Raw genomic sequence first — 20,026 nt, forward strand, 5'->3', positions numbered from 1 at the left:
CGCCCTCGCGTCATCGGATCAGCCGAGGATGAGTGTCACTCACCCGTCGACTTGGCGATGATCTCCTTGGCCACCGAGGCCGGAACCTCGGCGTAGGAGTCGAACTGCATGCTGTAGCTAGCCCGGCCCTGGGTCTTCGACCGCAGGTCGCCGACGTAGCCGAACATCTCCGACAGCGGCACCAGAGCCCGGACGACGCGAGCGCCGCTGCGCTCCTCCATCGCCTGGATGATGCCACGCCGGGAGTTGAGGTCGCCGATGACGTCACCCATGTTCTCCTCAGGAGTGGTGACCTCAACGGCCATCATCGGCTCGAGGAGAGCGGGGTCGGCCTTGCGGGCCGCCTCCTTCATCGCCATCGAGCCGGCGATCTTGAACGCCATCTCCGACGAGTCGACCTCGTGGTACTGGCCGTCCACCAGGGTGAGCTTGACGCCCACCAGGGGGAAGCCGGCGAGGATGCCGTACTGCATGGCGTCCTGCGCGCCCGCGTCCACCGAGGGGATGAACTCCCGGGGGATGCGGCCACCGGTCACCGCGTTGGCGAACTCGTACGTCGGGGCGTCGTTGCCCAGCGGCAGCGGCTCCACGCTGATGATCACGCGGGCGTACTGGCCGGAACCACCGGTCTGCTTCTTGTGGGTGTACTCGACCTTCTCCACCTTGCGGCGGATCGTCTCGCGGTACGCCACCTGCGGCTTACCGATGTTCGCCTCGACGTTGAACTCGCGGCGCATCCGGTCGACCAGGATGTCCAGGTGCAGCTCGCCCATGCCGGAGATGACCGTCTGACCGGTCTGGTCGTCCAGCTTGACGCGGAAGGTCGGGTCCTCCTCGGCCAGCCGCTGGATGGCGGTGCTGAGCTTCTCCTGGTCGGCCTTGGTCTTCGGCTCGATGGCCACCTCGATGACCGGCTCCGGGAAGGTCATCGACTCCAGGATGACCGGGTTCGCCGGGTCGCACAGGGTGTCACCGGTGGTGGTCTGCTTCAGACCCTGCACCGCGATGATGTCGCCCGCCTGGGCGGAGCCGCGCTCCTCCCGCTTGTTGGCGTGCATCTGGTAGATCTTGCCGATCCGCTCCTTGCGGTCCTTGGTGGAGTTGATCACCTGAGAACCGGACTCGAGCGTGCCGGAGTAGATCCGGACGTACGTCAGCTTGCCGAGGTGCTTGTCGGTCTGGATCTTGAAGGCCAGGCCGGAGAACGGCTCGGAGACCGAGGGCTTCCGCTGCAGCGGGGTCTCGCCGTCGGTGGCCGTACCCTCGATCGCCGGGATGTCCAGCGGCGAGGGCAGGTACGCGACGACCGCGTCCAGCATCGGCTGGATGCCCTTGTTCTTGAAGGCGGTACCGGTGAGGACCGGGTTGGCCTTGCCGGCGATGGTGGCCCGGCGGATGGCGGCCTTGATCTCGTCGGTCGAGATCTCCTCGCCCTCGAGGTACTTCTCCATCACCGAGTCGTCGACGTCGGCGAGGGTCTCCATCAGCTTCTCGCGCCACTCCGCGGCGGAGTCGGCGAGGTCGGCCGGGATGTCCTCGACCGCGTAGTCCTCACCCTTCTGGGTCTCGCCGCGCCAGGTGAGCGCGCGCATCTCGACCAGGTCGACCACGCCGATGAAGTCGGACTCGGCACCGATCGGGATCTGGAGGACCAGCGGGGTGGCGTTGAGCCGGTCGATCATCATCTGCACGCAGCGGAAGAAGTCGGCACCGGTCCGGTCGAGCTTGTTGACGAAGCACATCCGGGGGACGTTGTACTTGTCCGCCTGCCGCCAGACGTTCTCCGTCTGGGGCTCCACGCCGGCCACGCCGTCGTAGACCGCGACCGCACCGTCCAGAACACGCAGCGACCGCTCGACCTCGACCGTGAAGTCGACGTGGCCGGGCGTGTCGATGATCTGGATCGTGTGGCCCTTCCACTCGCACTTGGTGGCGGCGGAAGTGATGGTGATACCGCGCTCCTGCTCCTGCTCCATCCAGTCCATGACGGCGGCGCCCTCGTGGACCTCACCGATCTTGTACGTGATGCCGGTGTAGAACAGGATTCGCTCGGTGGTGGTGGTCTTACCGGCATCGATGTGGGCCATGATGCCGATGTTGCGTACGTTGGCGAGCGCGTCTGCGGCGGCCACTTCAATCCCTACTTATCGTCGTCTCGACACAACTGGTGGCGGTTCCGGCGCCGGTGGGCGCCGGAACCTCAGGTGTTACCAGCGGTAGTGCGCGAAGGCCTTGTTCGACTCGGCCATCTTGTGCGTGTCCTCACGCCGCTTGACGGCGGCGCCGAGGCCGTTGCTCGCGTCCAGCAGCTCGTTCATCAGCCGCTCGACCATGGTCTTCTCGCGCCGGGCCCGGGAGTAGGTCACCAGCCAGCGCAGACCGAGCGTGGTCGCGCGGGACGGCCGGACCTCGACCGGAACCTGGTAGGTGGCGCCACCGACACGGCGGCTGCGCACCTCGAGGGTCGGCTTGACGTTGTCCATCGCGCGCTTGAGCGTGACGACGGGGTCGGTGCCGGACTTCTCGCGGCAGCCCTCCAGGGCGGCGTACACGATGCGCTCGGCGAGCTGACGCTTGCCGCGCAGCAGGATCTTGTTCACCAGCTGGGTGACCAGGGGCGAGTTGTACACCGGGTCAGCGACCAGCGGCTTCCGCGGAGCGGGTCCCTTACGCGGCATGTCAGCTCTTCTCCTTCTTCGCGCCGTAGCGGCTGCGAGCCTGCTTGCGGTTGCGGACACCCTGGGTGTCCAGCGAACCGCGCACGATCTTGTACCGCACGCCGGGGAGGTCCTTCACACGGCCGCCGCGCACGAGCACGATCGAGTGCTCCTGGAGGTTGTGGCCGACGCCCGGGATGTAGGCGGTCACCTCGATCTGGCTGCTGAGCTTGACACGAGCGACCTTGCGCAGCGCCGAGTTCGGCTTCTTCGGGGTGGTGGTGTACACGCGGGTGCACACGCCGCGCCGCTGGGGAGACCCCTTGAGCGCCGGGGTCTTGGTCTTGGTCGTCTTGGCCTGACGGCCCTTTCGGACCAACTGCTGAATGGTGGGCACCGGGTTTCTCCGCTCCCTTCGGCCGCTGCGAGGCGACCGCGCCGTCTGCTCCAGCCGTCCGGATGGGCGGCTCTCCTACATTCCAACCAGGGCCGCCTGACGGCCCCAGCACCCGCGGTCGGGCGTGTCGCCCAAGTCACGGTCCCGGTGCCGGCCGCTGACGCGTCGTACCGGATCTTCTGGTCTTGGTGGTGCGACCGCGCGATCACCGGCTGACCGGTTCCAGCGCACGCACGCATTGCCCGGGCGAGCCCGGGCACAAGGGGAAAGAGTACCTACCACAGCCGCGCCGGTCAAAACGGATGGGCCGGGAAGGACCGCTCCGCGGTCCGCCTCCCGGTCTCCGGGTCGCCGATGCACCGGTGATGGGCACCTACAGTGACAAGTGTACCGGCTCGTCCGCCGCGCGACCCGGCGGCCCCGACACCGCCCGGCCTCCGGACACCCGGACATACCACTCAACCCGGGTCACCGGCCGCAGGCGTCGCAACGAGGGCCTCACGTGATCTGCACCACCAGGGCCAAGGCGAGCCCGATCAGGCCGAACAGCACCCCCACCGCCCCGCAGGAGATCCCCGCGACGGCCAGGCGGGCGCCGGTGAAACGGACCGAGGGCGGCGGCGCCGGCCGCCGGATCTGCCGCCGGGCGAGCAGCCCGGCCACCACCGCGCCGACGCCGATCAGCCCGCCGAGCACTGTGAACGCGCCGGCCGCCCAGGCGCCGCCGAAGTTCCGGCCGGCGAGACCGACACACAGCACCAGCAGCGACACCCCGATCGCGGCGATACCGGCGACGAGCGACCCGATGGCCAGGCCCGAGGTGACCGGCGGCACGTCCAGGTGGACCACCCCGAACGGCGTACCGGGCACCGCGTCGACCCGCTTCGGCGGCCGCGGCGCCTCGGCCGGCGGCGGCGGGAACGCCGGAGTGCCGTGCGGACCCCAGACGCCGTGGCCGGGCGCGCTCGCCGGCGCCGGCCACCCGCCGCCATGCGCCGGCGGATTCCCCGGGTACGCCCCGTACGGCCCCGGCTGGTGCGCCGGCGCGGACGCGGAACCCGGCGGGTACGGCCCGGGGCGGGGCTGGTCGCCTCCCGGCGGAGCCGGTTCCGTCACGGGGTCCTCCTGTCCACACGCGCCCGCCGCGTGACGGACACCGGCCAGGCTACCGCCGCCGATCACCGTCGGGTGGGCGGGCGCCGGCCCGCTCCCCCACCGGGTCAGTCGAAGTTCGGCGCGAAGTCGTGGCCGAACGAGGCGTCCGCGGCCCGGACCACACCGATCACCACCGCCGCGACCACCGCGGCGGCGGTCAGCACCAGCCCGGTCCGCGCCATCTGCTCGCCGCGCCGCAGCCAGTCGGAGCCGGTGAGATAGCCACCCGAGGCGTACGCCTCCCGGCGCGCCTGCCGGGCGAGCACGAGCGCGATCGTGGCCGGTACCGCGCCGCCGAGGAACAGACCGGTGAGCGCGCCGATCAGCCCGAGCGCGAAGACGGCACGGGCCTTGGTGGAGCGGACCGGCTCCGGGTCGTACGGATGGCGGTACGCCTGCGGCACGACGGGCGCCTGCCCGGGCACTGTCGTCATGCCCCCATCATGCCCCGGCCCGGCCGCCCGTCCCAGCGGAAGGCAGCCGGTCCCGGCACTCCGGACGCGACGAGGCCCCCGGCGGATGCCGGGGGCCTCGTCGTTCCCTACTGCTTAGCGGTACGACCCGAAGTCGAAGTCGTCCAGCGGAACCGCCTGGCCGCTGGCCGGCCCGAAGCCGTAGTCGGTCTCCGGGTAGCCGGTCATCGAGTAGACCTTGGCCTTCGCCTCCTCGGTCGGCTCGACCCGGACGTTGCGGTACTTGCTGATGCCCGTACCGGCCGGGATGAGCTTACCGATGATCACGTTCTCCTTGAGGCCGATCAGCGAGTCGCTGCGGGCGTGGATCGCCGCGTCCGTCAGCACCCGGGTGGTCTCCTGGAAGGAGGCCGCCGACAGCCAGGAGTCAGTGGCCAGCGAGGCCTTGGTGATACCCATCAGCACCGGGCGACCGGCGGCGGGCTCGCCACCCTCGCCGACGAGCCGGCGGTTCTCCGACTCGAACAGCGCCCGGTCGACCAGCACGCCCGGCAGGAACTCGGTCGAGCCGGAGTCGATCACAGTCACCCGCTTGAGCATCTGGCGGATGATGATCTCGATGTGCTTGTCGTGGATGAGCACACCCTGCGAGCGGTAGACCTCCTGGACCTCCTGGGTCAGGTGGACCTGGACCGCGCGCGGGCCGAGGATGCGCAGCAGCTCGTGCGGGTCGATGGTGCCCTCGGTGAGCTTCTCGCCGACCTCGACGTGGTCGCCGTCGTGCGCCCGGAGCCGGACCCGCTTCGAGATCTTGTCGTAGACGATCTCGTCGCTGCCGTCGTCCGGGATGACCACGATCTTGCGGGACCGCTCGCCGTCCTCGATCCGGATGCGACCCGGGGTGTCGGCGATGGGCGCCTTACCCTTCGGCACCCGGGCCTCGAAGATCTCCTGGACACGGGGCAGACCCTGGGTGATGTCCTCACCCGCGACACCACCGGTGTGGAAGGTACGCATCGTCAGCTGCGTACCCGGCTCACCGATCGACTGGGCGGCGATGATGCCGACCGCCTCGCCGACGTCCACGGTCTTGCCGGTCGGCAGCGAGCGGCCGTAGCACGCACCGCAGACGCCCAGCTTCGACTCGCAGGTGAGCACGCTGCGCACCCGTACCGTCTCGGTCCCGGCGGCGACGATCGCGTCCACCAGGATCGAGTTGATGTCCTGGCCGCGGTGGGCCACCACGGTGCCGTCCGGTCCCTTGATGTCGTCGGCGAGCGTCCGGGCGTGCACGCTGGTCTCGGCGTGCTCGTGCACGACCAGAGTGCCGTCGATGCGCTCACCGACCTGCATCGGGATGGCGCGGTCGGTGCCGCAGTCCTCCTCGCGGATGATGACGTCCTGCGAGACGTCCACCAGACGCCGGGTCAGGTAACCCGAGTCGGCGGTACGCAGGGCGGTGTCCGCGAGACCCTTGCGGGCACCGTGCGTGGAGATGAAGTACTCCAGCACGGACAGACCCTCCCGGTAGCTGGCCTTGATCGGCCGCGGGATGATCTCACCCTTCGGGTTGGCCACCAGACCACGGATCGCCGCGATCTGCCGGAGCTGGAGCAGGTTACCGCGGGCACCCGAGTTGATCATCTTCCACAGCGGGTTCTCCTGCGGCAGCGCGGTGTCCATCTCCTTGGCGACCTCGTTGGTCGCCTTGGTCCAGATCTCGATGAGCTCGCCGCGGCGCTCCTCGGCGGTCATCAGACCACGCTGGTACTGCTTGTCGATCCGGTCGGCTTCCTTCTCGTACCGCTCCAGGATCTCCCGCTTGCGCGGCGGAGCGATGACGTCCTCCATGCCGATGGTGACGCCGGACCAGGTGGCCCAGTGGAAACCGGCCTCCTTGAGCCCGTCCAGGGTGGCCGCCAGGGCCACCTTCGGGAAGCGCTCGGCGAGGTCGTTGACGATCGCGGAGAGCTGGCCCTTGCGGATCTCGTAGTTCACGAAGCGGTAGCCCGGGGGCAGCGTCTCGTTGAACAGGACCCGGCCCAGCGTGGTCTCCACGGTCACCGGCTCGCCCTCGGTCCACCCCTCGGGGGCGGTCCACGGCTCGGCGCCGGCGCCGTTGTCCACACCGACCACGTCGCGCAGCCGGATCCGGACCGGAGCCTGCAGGTGCAGCTCGCCGTTGTCGTACGCCATCCGCGCCTCGGCGTCCGAGCTGAACGCCCGGCCCTCGCCCTTGCCACCCGGAGTGAGGTGGGTGAGGTGGTAGAGACCGATGACCATGTCCTGGGTCGGCATGGTGACCGGCTTGCCGTCGGCCGGCTTGAGGATGTTGTTCGACGACAGCATCAGGATCCGCGCCTCGGCCTGGGCCTCGGCGGACAGCGGCACGTGGACCGCCATCTGGTCACCGTCGAAGTCGGCGTTGAACGCGGTGCAGACCAGCGGGTGGATCTGGATGGCCTTGCCCTCGACCAGCTGCGGCTCGAAGGCCTGGATGCCCAGACGGTGCAGGGTCGGCGCGCGGTTCAGCAGAACCGGGTGCTCGCCGATGACTTCCTCCAGCACGTCCCACACGACCGGCCGCTGCCGCTCGACCATCCGCTTGGCGGACTTGATGTTCTGCGCGTGGTTGAGGTCGACCAGCCGCTTCATCACGAACGGCTTGAACAGCTCCAGCGCCATCTGCTTGGGCAGGCCGCACTGGTGCAGCTTGAGCTTCGGGCCGACCACGATGACCGAACGGCCGGAGTAGTCGACGCGCTTGCCCAGCAGGTTCTGGCGGAACCGGCCCTGCTTGCCCTTGAGCATGTCGGACAGCGACTTCAGCGGCCGGTTACCCGGGCCGGTGACCGGACGACCACGACGGCCGTTGTCGAACAGCGCGTCGACGGCCTCCTGGAGCATCCGCTTCTCGTTGTTGACGATGATCTCGGGCGCGCCGAGGTCGATCAGCCGCTTGAGGCGGTTGTTCCGGTTGATCACACGCCGGTACAGGTCGTTCAGGTCGGAGGTCGCGAAGCGGCCACCGTCGAGCTGCACCATCGGGCGCAGGTCCGGCGGGATGACCGGGACGCAGTCCAGCACCATGCCGAGCGGCGAGTTGCGGGTGTTCTGGAACGCCGCGACGACCTTGAGCCGCTTGAGCGCCCGGATCTTCCGCTGGCCCTTGCCGGAGCGGATGGTCTCGCGCAGGTTCTCCGCCTCGGCCTCCAGGTCCATGTTCTGGACCAGGGCCTTGATCGCCTCGGCGCCCATGCTGCCGGTGAAGTACTCACCGAAGCGGTCGCGCAGCTCGCGGTAGAGCAGCTCGTCGGTGACCAGCTGCTTCGGCTCCAGCTTGCGGAAGGTGTCGAGGACCTCGTCGAGGCGGTCGATCTCGCGCTGGGCCCGGTCGCGGATCTGGCGCATCTCGCGCTCTCCGCCCTCCTTGACCTTGCGCCGGACGTCCGCCTTCGCGCCCTCGGCCTCCAGCTCGGCCAGGTCGGCCTCCAGCTTGGCGGCCCGCTTCTCGATCTCCGAGTCGCGGCTGTTCTCGGCCTGCCGCTTCTCGGCCAGGATCTCGTTCTCGATGGTCGAGAGGTCGCGGTGACGCGCTTCGGCGTCCACGCTCGTCACGACGTACGAGGCGAAGTAGATGATTTTTTCGAGGTCCTTCGGGGCGAGGTCCAGCAGGTAGCCCAGCCGGCTCGGCACGCCCTTGAAGTACCAGATGTGGGTCACCGGAGCGGCCAGCTCGATGTGACCCATCCGCTCCCGGCGAACCTTGGAGCGGGTCACCTCGACGCCGCAGCGCTCGCAGATGATGCCCTTGAAGCGGACCCGCTTGTACTTACCGCAGTAGCACTCCCAGTCCCGCTGCGGACCGAAGATCTTCTCGCAGAAGAGCCCGTCCTTCTCCGGCTTGAGGGTGCGGTAGTTGATGGTCTCGGGCTTCTTGACCTCGCCGTGGGACCACTGACGGATGTCGTCAGCGGTGGCGAGGCCGATGCGCAGCTCGTCGAAGAAGTTGACGTCGAGCACTATGTCCCCTATGTCGTCGTCTGTACTGCTAGCTAACGAGTGGGATCCGGGGCAGGGTGACCCTGCCCCGGATCACCACCTCAGACCTCTTCGACCGAGCTCGGCTCGCGCCGGGACAGGTCGATGCCCAGCTCCTCCGCCGCCCGGAACACCTCGTCGTCGGTCTCGCGCATCTCTAGGGCCACACCGTCGCTGGAGAGCACCTCGACGTTGAGGCACAGCGACTGCAGCTCCTTGAGCAGCACCTTGAACGACTCCGGGATGCCCGGCTCGGGGATGTTCTCGCCCTTGACGATCGCCTCGTAGACCTTGACCCGGCCCAGGACGTCGTCGGACTTGATGGTCAGCAGCTCCTGCAGGGCGTAGGCGGCGCCGTACGCCTGCATGGCCCAGCACTCCATCTCACCGAAGCGCTGGCCACCGAACTGCGCCTTACCACCCAGCGGCTGCTGCGTGATCATCGAGTACGGGCCGGTCGACCGGGCGTGGATCTTGTCGTCGACCAGGTGGTTGAGCTTCAGGATGTAGACGTAGCCGACCGCGATCGGGTCGGGCAGCGGCTCGCCGGAACGACCGTCGAACAGCTGCGCCTTGCCGCTGCCCCCGATGAGCTGGTTGCCGTCCCGGTTGGGCAGGGTCGACGCCAGCAGACCGGAGATCTCCTCCTCGCGGGCACCGTCGAAGACCGGCGTGGCCACGTTGGTGTCCGGCTCGGACTCGTGCGCGTTGATCGAGCGGAGCTGGCGCTTCCACTCGGCGTCGTCGCCGTCCACGCTCCAGCCGGTCTTGGCCACCCACCCGAGGTGGGTCTCCAGGACCTGGCCGATGTTCATCCGGGACGGCACACCGAGCGGGTTCAGCACGATGTCGACCGGGGTGCCGTCCTCCAGGAACGGCATGTCCTCGATCGGCAGGATCTTGGAGATGACGCCCTTGTTGCCGTGGCGGCCCGCGAGCTTGTCACCGTCCTGGATCTTGCGCTTCTGGGCCACGTAGACCCGGACCAGCTCGTTCACGCCCGGGGGCAGCTCGTCGCCGTCCTCGCGGGAGAAGGTACGCACACCGATGACCGTGCCGGTCTCGCCGTGCGGCACCTTCAGCGAGGTGTCCCGGACCTCGCGCGCCTTCTCGCCGAAGATCGCGCGGAGCAGCCGCTCCTCGGGAGTCAGCTCGGTCTCACCCTTCGGGGTGACCTTGCCGACCAGGATGTCGCCGGGGACGACCTCGGCGCCGATCCGGATGATGCCGCGCTCGTCGAGGTCGGCGAGCATCTCCTCGCTGACGTTCGGGATGTCGCGGGTGATCTCCTCCGGGCCGAGCTTGGTGTCCCGGGCGTCGACCTCGTGCTCCTCGATGTGGATCGAGGTGAGCACGTCCTGCTGCACGAGGCGCTGCGACAGGATGATCGCGTCCTCGTAGTTGTGGCCCTCCCAGCACATGAACGCCACCAGCAGGTTGCGTCCGAGCGCCATCTCGCCCTCGTCGGTGCACGGACCGTCGGCGATGACCTGACCGGCCTCGACGCGGTCGCCCTCGAAGACGACCGGCTTCTGGTTGACGCAGGAGCCGGCGTTGGAGCGGCGGAACTTGTGCAGCAGGTACGTCCGGCGGTGGCCGTCGTCCTGGTGGACGGTGATGTAGTCCGCGCACAGGTCCTCGACCACACCGCCGACCTCGGCGACGACGACGTCACCGGCGTCGACCGCGGCGCGGTACTCCATGCCCGTACCGACCAGCGGGGCCTCGGCCTTGACCAGCGGCACCGCCTGACGCTGCATGTTCGCGCCCATGAGCGCGCGGTTGGCGTCGTCGTGCTCCAGGAACGGGATCATCGCGGTGGCGACCGAGGTCATCTGCCGCGGCGACACGTCCATGTAGTCGACGGCGCCCGGCGCGACGTCCTCGGTCTCGCCGCCCTTACGGCGGACCAGGACGCGGTCCTCGGCGAAGGTGCCGTCCGACTTCAGCGGGGCGTTTGCCTGCGCCTTGACGAACCGGTCCTCCTCGTCCGCGGTCAGGTAGTCGATCTGGTCGGTGACCCGGCCGTCGATGACCTTCCGGTACGGCGTCTCGATGAAGCCGAACGGGTTGACCCGGGCGAACGTGGACAGCGCGCCGATCAGGCCGATGTTCGGGCCTTCCGGCGTCTCGATCGGGCACATCCGGCCGTAGTGGGACGGGTGCACGTCCCGGACCTCGAAGCCGGCCCGCTCGCGGGACAGACCACCCGGGCCGAGCGCGCTCAGCCGGCGCCGGTGGGTCAGACCCGCCAGCGGGTTGGTCTGGTCCATGAACTGGGACAGCTGCGACGTACCGAAGAACTCCTTGATCGCCGCCACCACCGGGCGGATGTTGATCAGGGTCTGCGGCGTGATCGCCTCGACGTCCTGGGTGGTCATCCGCTCGCGGACGACCCGCTCCATCCGGGAGAGACCCACCCGGACCTGGTTCTGGATCAGCTCGCCCACGGTACGCAGGCGACGGTTGCCGAAGTGGTCGATGTCGTCGGCCTCGTAGCCCTCCTCACCGGCGTGCAGCCGGCAGAGGTATTCCACTGTGGCGACGATGTCGTCCTCGGTGAGCGTGCCGGTGGTGATCGGCACGTCCAGCTCGAGCTTCTTGTTGAACTTGTAGCGCCCGACCTTGGCGACGTCGTACCGCTTCGGGTTGAAGAAGAGGTTGTCGAGCAGGGTCTGGGCGTTCTCACGGGTCGGCGGCTCGCCAGGGCGGAGCTTCCGGTAGATGTCGAGCAGGGCCTCGTCCTGGCCGGCGATGTGGTCCTTCTCGAGCGTGGTCATCATGAGCTCGGACCAGCCGAACTTCTCACGGATGCGCTCGGCGGACCACCCGATGGCCTTGAGCAGGACGGTGACGGCCTGGCGGCGCTTGCGGTCGATGCGAACGCCGACCGTGTCGCGCTTGTCGATGTCGAACTCCAGCCAGGCACCCCGGCTCGGGATGACCTTGACACTGGAGAGGTCGCGGTCGGAGGTCTTGTCCGGCTGCTTGTCGAAGTACACGCCCGGCGAGCGGACGAGCTGGCTGACCACGACGCGCTCGGTGCCGTTGATGATGAAGGTGCCCTTCGGCGTCATCATCGGGAAGTCACCCATGAACACCGTCTGGCTCTTGATCTCGCCAGTGGTGTTGTTGGTGAACTCCGCGGTCACGAACAGCGGCGCGCAGTAGGTCAGGTCCTTCTCCTTGCACTCCTCGATCGAGGCCTTGACCTCGTCGAAGCGCGGAGCCGAGAAGGAGAGCGACATGGTGCCGGAGAAGTCCTCAATGGGACTGATCTCGTCGAGGATCTCCGCGAGACCCGAGCGTGCGTGCGGGTCGTCCGCCGACCGGCCCTGCCAAGCCTCGTTGCCGACGAGCCAGTCGAAGGACTCGTTCTGGATGGCGAGGAGGTTGGGGACCTCGAGGTGTTCGGTGATCCGACCGAAAGAAACTCGGCGGGGCGCGAATGCGCTCGACGTACGACTGGTCTTCGCAGGGCGGGAAGCTGCCAAGATGCGTCCTTCCGAGGACCGGTGCTGCAGAACGGCTGGTACGCGTGCACTCCAATGACCCCACCAGAAATATCCACAATCGGACATTTCCGAGCAGGGGTCAAGTCGGAAGGCAGCGCAAACTAGCAGTGTAGCCGAGAGGCTAACCGCTGTCCAGCCCGCCCCGCAGGTCGTCGCGGAACAAGCCCTGGGACCTCGGAGAACCGGGTCGACCGGGCCGCTCGGAACGCGACGCTCCTGCCGGTCCGCTCGGGAGCCGCGGCGGAGGTGCTGCCGTTGCCCTTACCCGAGAGGCGGCCGTTGCAAGCGCGGAAGGTCTTGCTGATGTTCAGCGTGCCTGGCAGGCCCGTGCCGCGTCAAGGGCCGGTTACCGCTCGGGGTGTCTTTCCCACCGACGGGCTACCGGCAGACCTCGCTGACCGGCCGATGAGAGGACGCTGTACGCCCTGCTCACACCGTTCGCCCGCGGGTGGCACCAACACGGCGGGCGGCGACCCGGTCTCCCGGATCACCGCCCGCCGCGACGCGATGTGCCCCGGCTCACGTGAGCCGGACGCGCGTCAGGTCAAGCGCGAGGTCACTTGAGGGTGACCTTGGCGCCCTCGCCCTCGAGCTTGGCCTTGGCCTTCTCGGCGGTCTCCTTGTTGGCCTTCTCCAGGACGGCCTTCGGAGCGGCCTCGACCAGGTCCTTGGCCTCCTTGAGGCCCAGGCCGGTCAGCTCGCGCACGACCTTGATGACCTGGATCTTCTTGCCACCGTCGGCGTCGAGGATGACGTCGAACTCGTCCTTCTCCGGCTCGGCCTCGGCGGCCGGGGCACCCGGACCGGCAACGCCGGCGACGGCGACCGGAGCGGCGGCGGTGACCTCGAAGGTCTCCTCGAACTGCTTCACGAACTCGGAGAGCTCGATCAGCGTCATCTCCTTGAACGCGTCGAGCAGCTCGTCGGTGCTGAGCTTCGCCATGTCTGGCGTCCTTTCTCGCAATGAAAACTAAGAACGTGGGTGCGCCGGGTGGCCTCAGGCCGCCTCGGCGCCCTCCTTCTCGCGCTTGTCCTGCAGGGCGGCCGCCAGACGCGCGGTCTTGGCGAGCGGAGCCTGGAACAGGGCCGCGGCCTTGCTCAGGTTGCCCTTCATGGCGCCGGCCAGCTTGGCCAGCAGCACCTCGCGGGACTCCAGGTCGGCGAGCTTCGTGACCTCGGCCGCGGAAATGGCCTTGCCCTCGAAGACACCGCCCTTGATGACGAGCTTCGGGTTGGCCTTCGCGAAGTCGCGAAGCCCCTTCGCCGCCTCGACGACGTCGCCCGAAACGAAAGTCAGCGCGGTAGGACCGGAGAACAGCTCGTCGAGGCCGGAGATGCCCGCATCGACCGCGGCACGCTTGGCCAGCGTGTTCTTCGCAACCGTGTAGCTGGTCTCCTTGCCGAGCGAGCGCCGCAGCTGGGTGAGCTGCGAAACCGTGAGCCCGCGGTACTCGGTCAGCACGGTCGCTCCCGCGTTGCGGAAGCTCTCGGTCAGCTCGGCGACGGCCGTGGCCTTGTCGGCCCGGATCGGCTTGTCCGCCATGTCCCTCCTCTCTCGTTGCTCGGAGCTGGTACGCCGGCGGCGAGCCGAGGCTCGACGACGGCGGCGGAGGCATCACGACAACGAAAAAGCCCCGGCGCAGGGCGCACGGGGCGAGGGCCGGGACACGAGCACAGTCGGCGGACCGTGCGTGACACCGAGTTTCGCTTACCGCCCTGCGCGGGTCGCCCGTCGTCGCGGGACCTTCGACCGTGCCGGAGCACGGTGACCAGCGGTCTTTGGGTGGAACTACCGCACCAGGTTACGCGACGTACGCCGCAGCACCAAATCGCGCCGAGTGCGCCAGGTCACCCACCGCTCAGGCCCGGGTGCGCCGCACCCAGGCGTAGCCGGTCAGCGCCACCGCCGCCCAGAGCGCCGCCCAGCCGGTCAGCAGCAGGCCCGCACCGGCCGCGACCGGCCCGGTGAGCGCCCGCGCGGTCGCCATCACCGGCGGGACCACCCAGGGCGCGACCGAACCGGAGAGCCCGAGCACCGCGACCCCGACCGCGCCGGTGACCAGCACCGCCACCCCGTAGCCGGCGCTGCGCGTCACCGCCCGGCTCGCCAGCGCGCCGAGCGCCACCGCCGCCGGCAGCGCGAGCAGGTGCGCCCAGAGCCCCAGGGCCACCCCGGCGAGCACCGGCCGCTCCCCCGGCCCGACGGCAGCTGTGACCCCACCCAGCGGCCACGGCAGCGCCAGCGCGACGAGCACCACGGCGAGCCCCGCCACCAGCGCCGCGAGCAGCCCGGCCGCCCGTTCCCGGACCGGTCCGGCCACCACCCGGGCCATCCGGCGCTGCACGTCGGGTTCCACGTCCAGCAGGATCTTGGTCTGCCAGGCCAGCACCGGGAACAGCACCACGGCGGAGACGCCGTAGGCCTCCGCCGGCCGGGCCCGGCCACCGCCGTAGAGGACGCCGAGGACGAGCAGGCCGGCCAGCACCGGCGCCAGCGCCCGTCCGGTACGCAGGAAGCCGGCCAGCCGCAGCCGGACCAGCGCGATCACCGGGCCGCCTCCGGCGCCGGCCCGGGCCGGGCGGAGTCCCCGGACTGGTCCGGGGAACCAGCGGCGGGCGCGCCGACCGGCCCGCCGGTGCCCGACGGGCCGGCGGAGGCCGGCACCGGGTGCGTGGCGGTGGGCGGGACGGCGTGTTCGCGTACCCGAAGGATCTGGTGGCCGTCGGCGCGCAGGCGGGCGACGGCGGCGGCCAGCCCGGCGGCCGGGACCGCCAGCTCGACCACGGCGACGGCCGCGCCGCCCGGCGACGCCTCCTCGGTCACCGTGCCGTCGGTGACCGACAGGTGCCGGGCTCCGGGGAGCCGGACCGTCTCGCCGCGGTGGTCGCTGACCAGCACCGTGCCGCCGTCGGCCAGCACCTCGCCGATGATCTCGGGGACCGACTCGCGGGCGATGGCGTCCAGCCCCTCCCAGGGCTCGTCGAGCACCAGCAGGCCGGGCGGGCGCAGCAGTGCCTGAGCCAGGCCGACCTTCTGCGCGGTGCCCTTGGACAGCCGCGGCAGGCGCACGTCGTGGAAGCGGGTCAGGCCCAGCCGCTCCACCCAGTGGCGCACCGCCCGGTCGGCGGCGGGACCGCGCAGGCCGGCGACGCGGCCCATGGCGGACAGGTAGGCCCCGACTGTGAACGGCTGGTCGGCGGGGAAGCGCTCCGGCACCCAGCCGACGACCGGCGGCCGGTCGGCCACCCGGCCCCGGCTCGGGCGCAGCACCCCGGCGGCGAGCTGGAGCAACGTGGACTTGCCGGCGCCGTTGCGGCCGAGCACCACCGCCGCCTCACCCGGACCGATCGCGACGTCGACCTGCCGCAGCACCCACGGGCCGTGCCTGTGGTAGCGGAGCCAGACGCCGTCGAGCCGCATGCGCCCGAGCGTGCCACACCGGACAGACGAACGGGGCCCCGCCACAGCATGGTGGCGGGGCCCCGTCCGGGAGTAAGCGTGCTCAGCCCTCGGCCGAGCCCTCCTGGAAGTTCTTCACGACCTTCGGGTCGACCGGGACGCCCGGGCCCATCGTGGTGGTGAGGGTGACCTTCTTGAGGTACGTGCCCTTGGCCGCGGACGGCTTGGCCCGCAGCACTTCGTCCAGCACCGCGGCGTAGTTGTCCACCAGCTGGTTCTCCGAGAAGGAGGCCTTGCCGATGATCAGGTGCAGGTTGGAGTGCTTGTCCACCCGGAAGGTGATCTTGCCGCCCTTGATGTCCGAGACGGCCTTGGTGACGTCCATGGTCACGGTGCCGGTCTTCGGGTTCGGCATCAGACCGCGCGGGCCCAGGATCCGCGCGATCCGGCCGATCTTGGCCATCTGGTCGGGCGTGGCGATCGCCGCGTCGAAGTCCAGCCAACCGCCCTGGATACGGGCGACCAGCTCGTCGGTGCCCACCTCGTCCGCACCCGCGGCGACGGCCTCCTCGGCCTTCGCGCCGGCGGCGAAGACGATCACGCGGGCGGTCTTACCGGTGCCGTGCGGCAGGTTGACCGTGCCGCGGACCATCTGGTCCGCCTTGCGGGGGTCGACGCCGAGGCGCATCGCGACCTCGACCGTGGCGTCGAACTTGGTGTTGGTGGTGTCCTTGGCCAGCTTGACGGCCTCGACGGGGGTGTAGAGCTTCGACCGGTCGATGACATCGGCGGCCTTGCGGTAGCTCTTGCTGCGCTGCATTTCTGGTGACTCCTGTGGTCTCTGGCGGGCGCGCGGCGTACGCGGCCCTCCCACGAACAGAAAGATCGGGTGGAGCGGTGGAGCGAGATCAGTCGGCGACGGTCAGGCCCATCGACCGGGCGGTGCCGGCGATGATCTTCTCGGCCTGGTCGATGTCGTTGGCGTTGAGGTCGGCCATCTTCTTCTCGGCGATCTCGCGCAGCTGGGCGCGGGTGACCGAGCCGACCTTCTCCTTGTGCGGGACGCCCGAGCCCTTCTGCACACCGGCGGCCTTGATCAGCAGCCGGGCGGCGGGCGGGGTCTTAAGCACGAAGGTGAACGTGCGGTCCTCGTAGACGCTGATCTCGGCGGGGACGATGTCGCCCCGCTGGGACTCGGTCTGCGCGTTGTAGGACTTGCAGAACTCCATGATGTTCACGCCGTGCTGGCCGAGCGCGGGGCCGACCGGCGGCGCCGGGGTGGCCTGGCCCGCCGGGAGCTGAAGCGTGAACGTCTTGACGAGCTTCTTCTTCGGAGGCATGTCTCTTCCTGGGGCTTGGAACTGGGATTCTCGCCGGTCCGCGGGCGCGCACGGTCAGCGCGGTGCGGACAGCCGACGTTCTAGGGTAGCGCAGCCGTCGGCCACCCTCCGCGCCGAGGTCGGCGGATGGCGAAACGGCGCACCGGCGGCCACCCCGGGAAGGGGCGGGCCGCCGGTGCCGACGTACGTCAGATCTTGGCGACCTGGTTGAAGTTCAGCTCGACCGGCGTCTCCCGGCCGAAGATCGACACCAGCACCTTGAGCTTCTGCTGGTCGGCGTTGATCTCGCTGATCGTCGCCGGCAGCGACGCGAACGCGCCGTCGGTGACGGTGACCGAGTCGCCGACCTCGAAGTCGAGGACCTTGACCTCGGGCTTGGCCTTCTTCTGCTCGGTCTCGACCGCCGGGGCCAGCCACTTGAGCACCTCGTCGAGGCTCAGCGGCGCCGGCCGGTCGGCCCGGTCGGTCGCGCCGACGAAGCCGGTGACCCCCGGGGTGTTCCGGACGCAGGAGTAGGACTCGGCGGTCAGCTCCATCCGGACCAGGATGTAGCCCGGGAAGACCTTCGCCTGGACCTGCGACCGCTTGCCGTTCTTGACCTCGACCTCTTCCCGGGTCGGCACCTCGACCTGGTAGATGAAGTCCTCCATGTCGAGGGACGTGATCCGGGTCTCGAGGTTGGTCTTGACCTTGTTCTCGTAGCCGGCGTACGAGTGCACCACGTACCAGTCGCCGGGCGCGTAGCGCAGCTTCTGGCGCAGCTCGGCGACCGGGTCGAAGTCCTCGTCCGGGGCCGGCTCGGTGGTCGGGAACTCCGGCTCGCTGGCGGCCTCGACCGACTCGTTGTTGGCCGCCGTCGCCACCGTGGACTGCTCGTCCGGGGTTCCGGCGGTCTCGTCGTACTCAGGCACGCTCGCTCACTTCCGTCAGTATCGCTGTCCGCAGGTCAGCTGGACTCGCCGAAGACCCACAGCACCACCTTGGCGAAGCCGTAGTCCAGGCCGGCCACGATCGCCAGCATCACCGCGACGAAGGTGACCACCACGGCCGTGTAGGTCAGCAGCTCCTTGCGGGTCGGCCAGATGACCTTACGCAGCTCTGCCACGACCTCGCGGAAGAACCGCGCGATGCGGGCGAACAGCCCGATCCGCTCGGTGTCCTTGCGGGTCTTCCGGCCCTCGGCCGGCTCGGCCTGCGCCCGCTTACGGGTCGCGGTGCCACCCCGGGAGACCGGGTCGTCCGCGTCGGTGGCGTCGTCGTCGGCCACGTCGTCGACGGTCGCGTCGTCGTTCAGACGCTCGTCGCCGTCGTCCTCGCCGCGGCGCTTGCTCTCGGCCACTTCGCCCTCCGTGCGGGTATGGGGTCGCACGCCGGGCGGCGTGCGCGGCGTGTTGGTCACGCCGGCCGGACCAACCGTCCCGCGACGGGCCGCGGCCGGCGGACCGGCCGGGAGGGCCCGAACGCCTCGGAACCACCCCACCGATGCCACCACCACGGGCCGGACGCCACCGGTGAGGGCGGCGCGACCCACGGAACGGTCAGGCCTGAGGCGCAGGGGTGACAGGACTTGAACCTGCAGCCTGCGGTTTTGGAGACCGCTGCTCTGCCAATTGAGCTACACCCCTGTGCGGCAACTCACCTCCGCCCGGACACGCTGTGCCGAGCGGGGGTCACTTGCCCCACGGCGGACCAGTGTACGGGTAGTCGTGCGACTTTCCCAACCGGTCTGCCCCTCGCGCGTCGGGCGGACCCTCAGCGCGTCGTGCGGATCAGTGCCCGAGCCTGCGACAGCACCTTCTCACCCTGGCAGGTTGCGGTGACGTCGAGCCTGGTCAGGCCCTCTTCGGTGACCTCCTTGACCACAGCTGACACCTCGACCTCGGTGCCCTCGTCGGTGTCCGGGACGACCACCGGGCGGGTGAACCGGACGCCGAAGTCGACCACCGCGTCCGGCGCGCCGGCCCAGCCGGCCACCGCCCGGCCGACCAGCGCCATGGTGAACATGCCGTGGGCGATGACGCCCGGCAGCCCGACGCCGGTGGCGGTGCGGTCGCTCCAGTGGATCGGGTTGAAGTCGCCCGAGGCGCCTGCGTAGCGGACCAGGTCCGCGCGGGTAACCCGGTACGTCTGGGTGGGCAGCTCCATGTCCTCAGGCCTCCCCGCGTACGACGATCTTGGACCACACGGCGACCACCGGCTCACCGTCCACGGTGCTCACGTCCGTGCGGGTGGTCAGGAAGCCGTGCCCGCCCCGGGTGGTGACCTCCTCGATGGTGTTCACGCACACCAGCTCGTCCCCGGCCACCACCGGACGGGTGTACGCGAACCGCTGGTCGCCGTGCACCACACGGCTGTAGTCGACGCCGAGCGCCGGGTCCTCGACGATCTGCCGGCTGGCCGACATGGTGACGACCACGGGGAACGTCGGCGGCGCCACCACGTCCGGGTGGCCGAGCGCCCGGGCCGCCTCCGGGTCGTGGTGGGCCGGGTCGGTGGCGCCGACGGCGGTGGCGAACTCGCGGATCTTTTCTCGGCCCACCTGGTAGGGGGCGGTCGGCGGGTACGTCCGGCCGACGAAGGACGGGTCCAGGGACATGCCGCCGAACCTACACGGAAAACACGAACGCCGATCCGCCCGGTCGGGCGGCCCGGAGGCCACCCGACAGGTGGATCGGCGTTCGTGAAGCTGCTGCGAGCCGGCTGCGCCGACCGCGATCAGCGGGTCTCGCGGTGGACGGTGTGCTTGCCGTCCCGGGGGCAGAACTTCTTCAGCTCGATGCGGTCCGGGTCGTTACGGCGGTTCTTGCGCGTGATGTAGTTGCGCTCCTTGCACTCCACACACGCCAAAGTGATCTTCGGCCGGACATCGGTCGCCTTCGCCACGGCGGAGTGCCTTCCTCGCTCACGGATAACAACTGCGGCGTGTCAGCGTACGCGCTGACGACGCGGACATACAAAGTGGGCGCCTGCGGCGCCCATCCCACCGGCCACCGGGCTGGGCCCGGAGGACGAGAGTAGCGGTGGCCGGACTTGAACCGGCGACACAGCGATTATGAGCCGCTTGCTCTGCCATCTGAGCTACACCGCCGTGACGGGTCCAGCCGGACC

General features: G+C 69.7%; 18 protein-coding genes and 2 tRNA genes. All 20 read right to left on the reverse strand.

Annotated features, from left to right (window positions below):
• Positions 1-35: 35 nt before the first annotated feature.
• Positions 36-2,132 (reverse strand): elongation factor G, encoded by a 2,097-nt coding sequence (gene fusA / locus O7622_RS00765; protein ID WP_282311369.1) that lies wholly within the window; start codon positions 2,130-2,132, stop codon positions 36-38.
• 75 nt (positions 2,133-2,207) lie between these two features.
• Complete coding sequence (rpsG, locus tag O7622_RS00770; RefSeq protein WP_013288637.1) at positions 2,208-2,678, reverse strand: 30S ribosomal protein S7; 471 nt, start codon at positions 2,676-2,678, stop codon at positions 2,208-2,210.
• Position 2,679: 1 nt separating this feature from the next.
• A complete protein-coding gene (gene rpsL / locus O7622_RS00775; protein WP_007465318.1) occupies positions 2,680-3,054 on the reverse strand; it encodes a 30S ribosomal protein S12 in 375 nt (124 codons plus the stop codon).
• 498 nt (positions 3,055-3,552) lie between these two features.
• Positions 3,553-3,924, reverse strand: a complete 372-nt coding sequence (locus O7622_RS00780; protein ID WP_282313997.1) for a hypothetical protein — start codon at positions 3,922-3,924, stop codon at positions 3,553-3,555.
• A gap of 350 nt (positions 3,925-4,274) precedes the next feature.
• Positions 4,275-4,643: a hypothetical protein gene (locus tag O7622_RS00785; RefSeq protein WP_282311370.1), complete on the reverse strand. Its 369-nt coding sequence runs from the start codon at positions 4,641-4,643 to the stop codon at positions 4,275-4,277.
• Between the two features lie 114 nt (positions 4,644-4,757).
• Positions 4,758-8,645 (reverse strand): DNA-directed RNA polymerase subunit beta', encoded by a 3,888-nt coding sequence (locus tag O7622_RS00790; RefSeq protein ID WP_282311371.1) that lies wholly within the window; start codon positions 8,643-8,645, stop codon positions 4,758-4,760.
• A gap of 80 nt (positions 8,646-8,725) precedes the next feature.
• The gene (locus O7622_RS00795; RefSeq protein WP_013288641.1) at positions 8,726-12,157 is read right to left on the reverse strand and encodes a DNA-directed RNA polymerase subunit beta; all 3,432 of its coding nucleotides are present in this window, start codon (positions 12,155-12,157) and stop codon (positions 8,726-8,728) included.
• A gap of 577 nt (positions 12,158-12,734) precedes the next feature.
• Positions 12,735-13,121 carry a 50S ribosomal protein L7/L12 gene (gene rplL, locus O7622_RS00800; RefSeq protein WP_282311372.1) on the reverse strand — a complete coding sequence of 129 codons (387 nt, stop codon included), beginning with the start codon at positions 13,119-13,121 and terminating at the stop codon, positions 12,735-12,737.
• A 54-nt stretch (positions 13,122-13,175) separates the two neighbouring features.
• The gene (gene rplJ / locus O7622_RS00805) at positions 13,176-13,721 is read right to left on the reverse strand and encodes a 50S ribosomal protein L10 (protein WP_216929841.1); all 546 of its coding nucleotides are present in this window, start codon (positions 13,719-13,721) and stop codon (positions 13,176-13,178) included.
• Positions 13,722-14,037: 316 nt separating this feature from the next.
• Entirely contained in the window at positions 14,038-14,727 is a 690-nt protein-coding gene (locus tag O7622_RS00810; RefSeq protein WP_282311373.1) for a hypothetical protein, read from the reverse strand.
• Entirely contained in the window at positions 14,724-15,599 is an 876-nt protein-coding gene (locus O7622_RS00815; protein WP_282311374.1) for an ABC transporter ATP-binding protein, read from the reverse strand. Before O7622_RS00815 ends, O7622_RS00810 begins: the two co-directional genes overlap by 4 nt.
• An 82-nt stretch (positions 15,600-15,681) precedes the next feature.
• Positions 15,682-16,398, reverse strand: a complete 717-nt coding sequence (gene rplA, locus O7622_RS00820; protein WP_282311375.1) for a 50S ribosomal protein L1 — start codon at positions 16,396-16,398, stop codon at positions 15,682-15,684.
• An 88-nt stretch (positions 16,399-16,486) separates the two neighbouring features.
• Positions 16,487-16,918 carry a 50S ribosomal protein L11 gene (gene rplK / locus O7622_RS00825; protein ID WP_013288647.1) on the reverse strand — a complete coding sequence of 144 codons (432 nt, stop codon included), beginning with the start codon at positions 16,916-16,918 and terminating at the stop codon, positions 16,487-16,489.
• 188 nt (positions 16,919-17,106) lie between these two features.
• Entirely contained in the window at positions 17,107-17,829 is a 723-nt protein-coding gene (gene nusG / locus O7622_RS00830) for a transcription termination/antitermination protein NusG (RefSeq protein ID WP_073828961.1), read from the reverse strand.
• Positions 17,830-17,864: 35 nt separating this feature from the next.
• Positions 17,865-18,257, reverse strand: coding sequence for a preprotein translocase subunit SecE (secE, locus tag O7622_RS00835; RefSeq protein WP_282311376.1), 393 nt, complete (start codon positions 18,255-18,257; stop codon positions 17,865-17,867).
• Positions 18,258-18,470: 213 nt separating this feature from the next.
• Positions 18,471-18,543, reverse strand: a tRNA-Trp gene (locus O7622_RS00840).
• Positions 18,544-18,670: 127 nt separating this feature from the next.
• Positions 18,671-19,063: a MaoC family dehydratase gene (locus O7622_RS00845; protein ID WP_282311377.1), complete on the reverse strand. Its 393-nt coding sequence runs from the start codon at positions 19,061-19,063 to the stop codon at positions 18,671-18,673.
• Between the two features lie 4 nt (positions 19,064-19,067).
• Positions 19,068-19,514, reverse strand: a complete 447-nt coding sequence (locus tag O7622_RS00850) for a MaoC family dehydratase N-terminal domain-containing protein (protein WP_282311378.1) — start codon at positions 19,512-19,514, stop codon at positions 19,068-19,070.
• Between the two features lie 119 nt (positions 19,515-19,633).
• Positions 19,634-19,801, reverse strand: coding sequence for a 50S ribosomal protein L33 (rpmG, locus tag O7622_RS00855; protein WP_013288652.1), 168 nt, complete (start codon positions 19,799-19,801; stop codon positions 19,634-19,636).
• A 132-nt stretch (positions 19,802-19,933) separates the two neighbouring features.
• Positions 19,934-20,006, reverse strand: a tRNA-Met gene (locus O7622_RS00860).
• Between the last annotated feature and the right edge of the window lie 20 nt (positions 20,007-20,026).

Source organism: Micromonospora sp. WMMD1076, assembly GCF_029581475.1.
GTDB classification, from domain to species: Bacteria; Actinomycetota; Actinomycetes; order Mycobacteriales; family Micromonosporaceae; genus Micromonospora; species Micromonospora aurantiaca.

Excerpts from the sequence above, each read along its gene's own strand:
- rpsG (WP_013288637.1), bottom strand. The coding sequence starts at position 2,678 with ATGCCGCGTAAGGGACCCGCTCCGCGGAAGCCGCTGGTCGCTGACCCG.
- O7622_RS00785 (WP_282311370.1), bottom strand. The coding sequence starts at position 4,643 with ATGACGACAGTGCCCGGGCAGGCGCCCGTCGTGCCGCAGGCGTACCGC.
- rplL (WP_282311372.1), bottom strand. The coding sequence starts at position 13,121 with ATGGCGAAGCTCAGCACCGACGAGCTGCTCGACGCGTTCAAGGAGATG.
- rplJ (WP_216929841.1), bottom strand. The coding sequence starts at position 13,721 with ATGGCGGACAAGCCGATCCGGGCCGACAAGGCCACGGCCGTCGCCGAG.
- O7622_RS00815 (WP_282311374.1), bottom strand. The coding sequence starts at position 15,599 with ATGCGGCTCGACGGCGTCTGGCTCCGCTACCACAGGCACGGCCCGTGG.
- rplA (WP_282311375.1), bottom strand. The coding sequence starts at position 16,398 with ATGCAGCGCAGCAAGAGCTACCGCAAGGCCGCCGATGTCATCGACCGG.
- rplK (WP_013288647.1), bottom strand. The coding sequence starts at position 16,918 with ATGCCTCCGAAGAAGAAGCTCGTCAAGACGTTCACGCTTCAGCTCCCG.
- O7622_RS00845 (WP_282311377.1), bottom strand. The coding sequence starts at position 19,063 with ATGGAGCTGCCCACCCAGACGTACCGGGTTACCCGCGCGGACCTGGTC.
- O7622_RS00850 (WP_282311378.1), bottom strand. The coding sequence starts at position 19,514 with ATGTCCCTGGACCCGTCCTTCGTCGGCCGGACGTACCCGCCGACCGCC.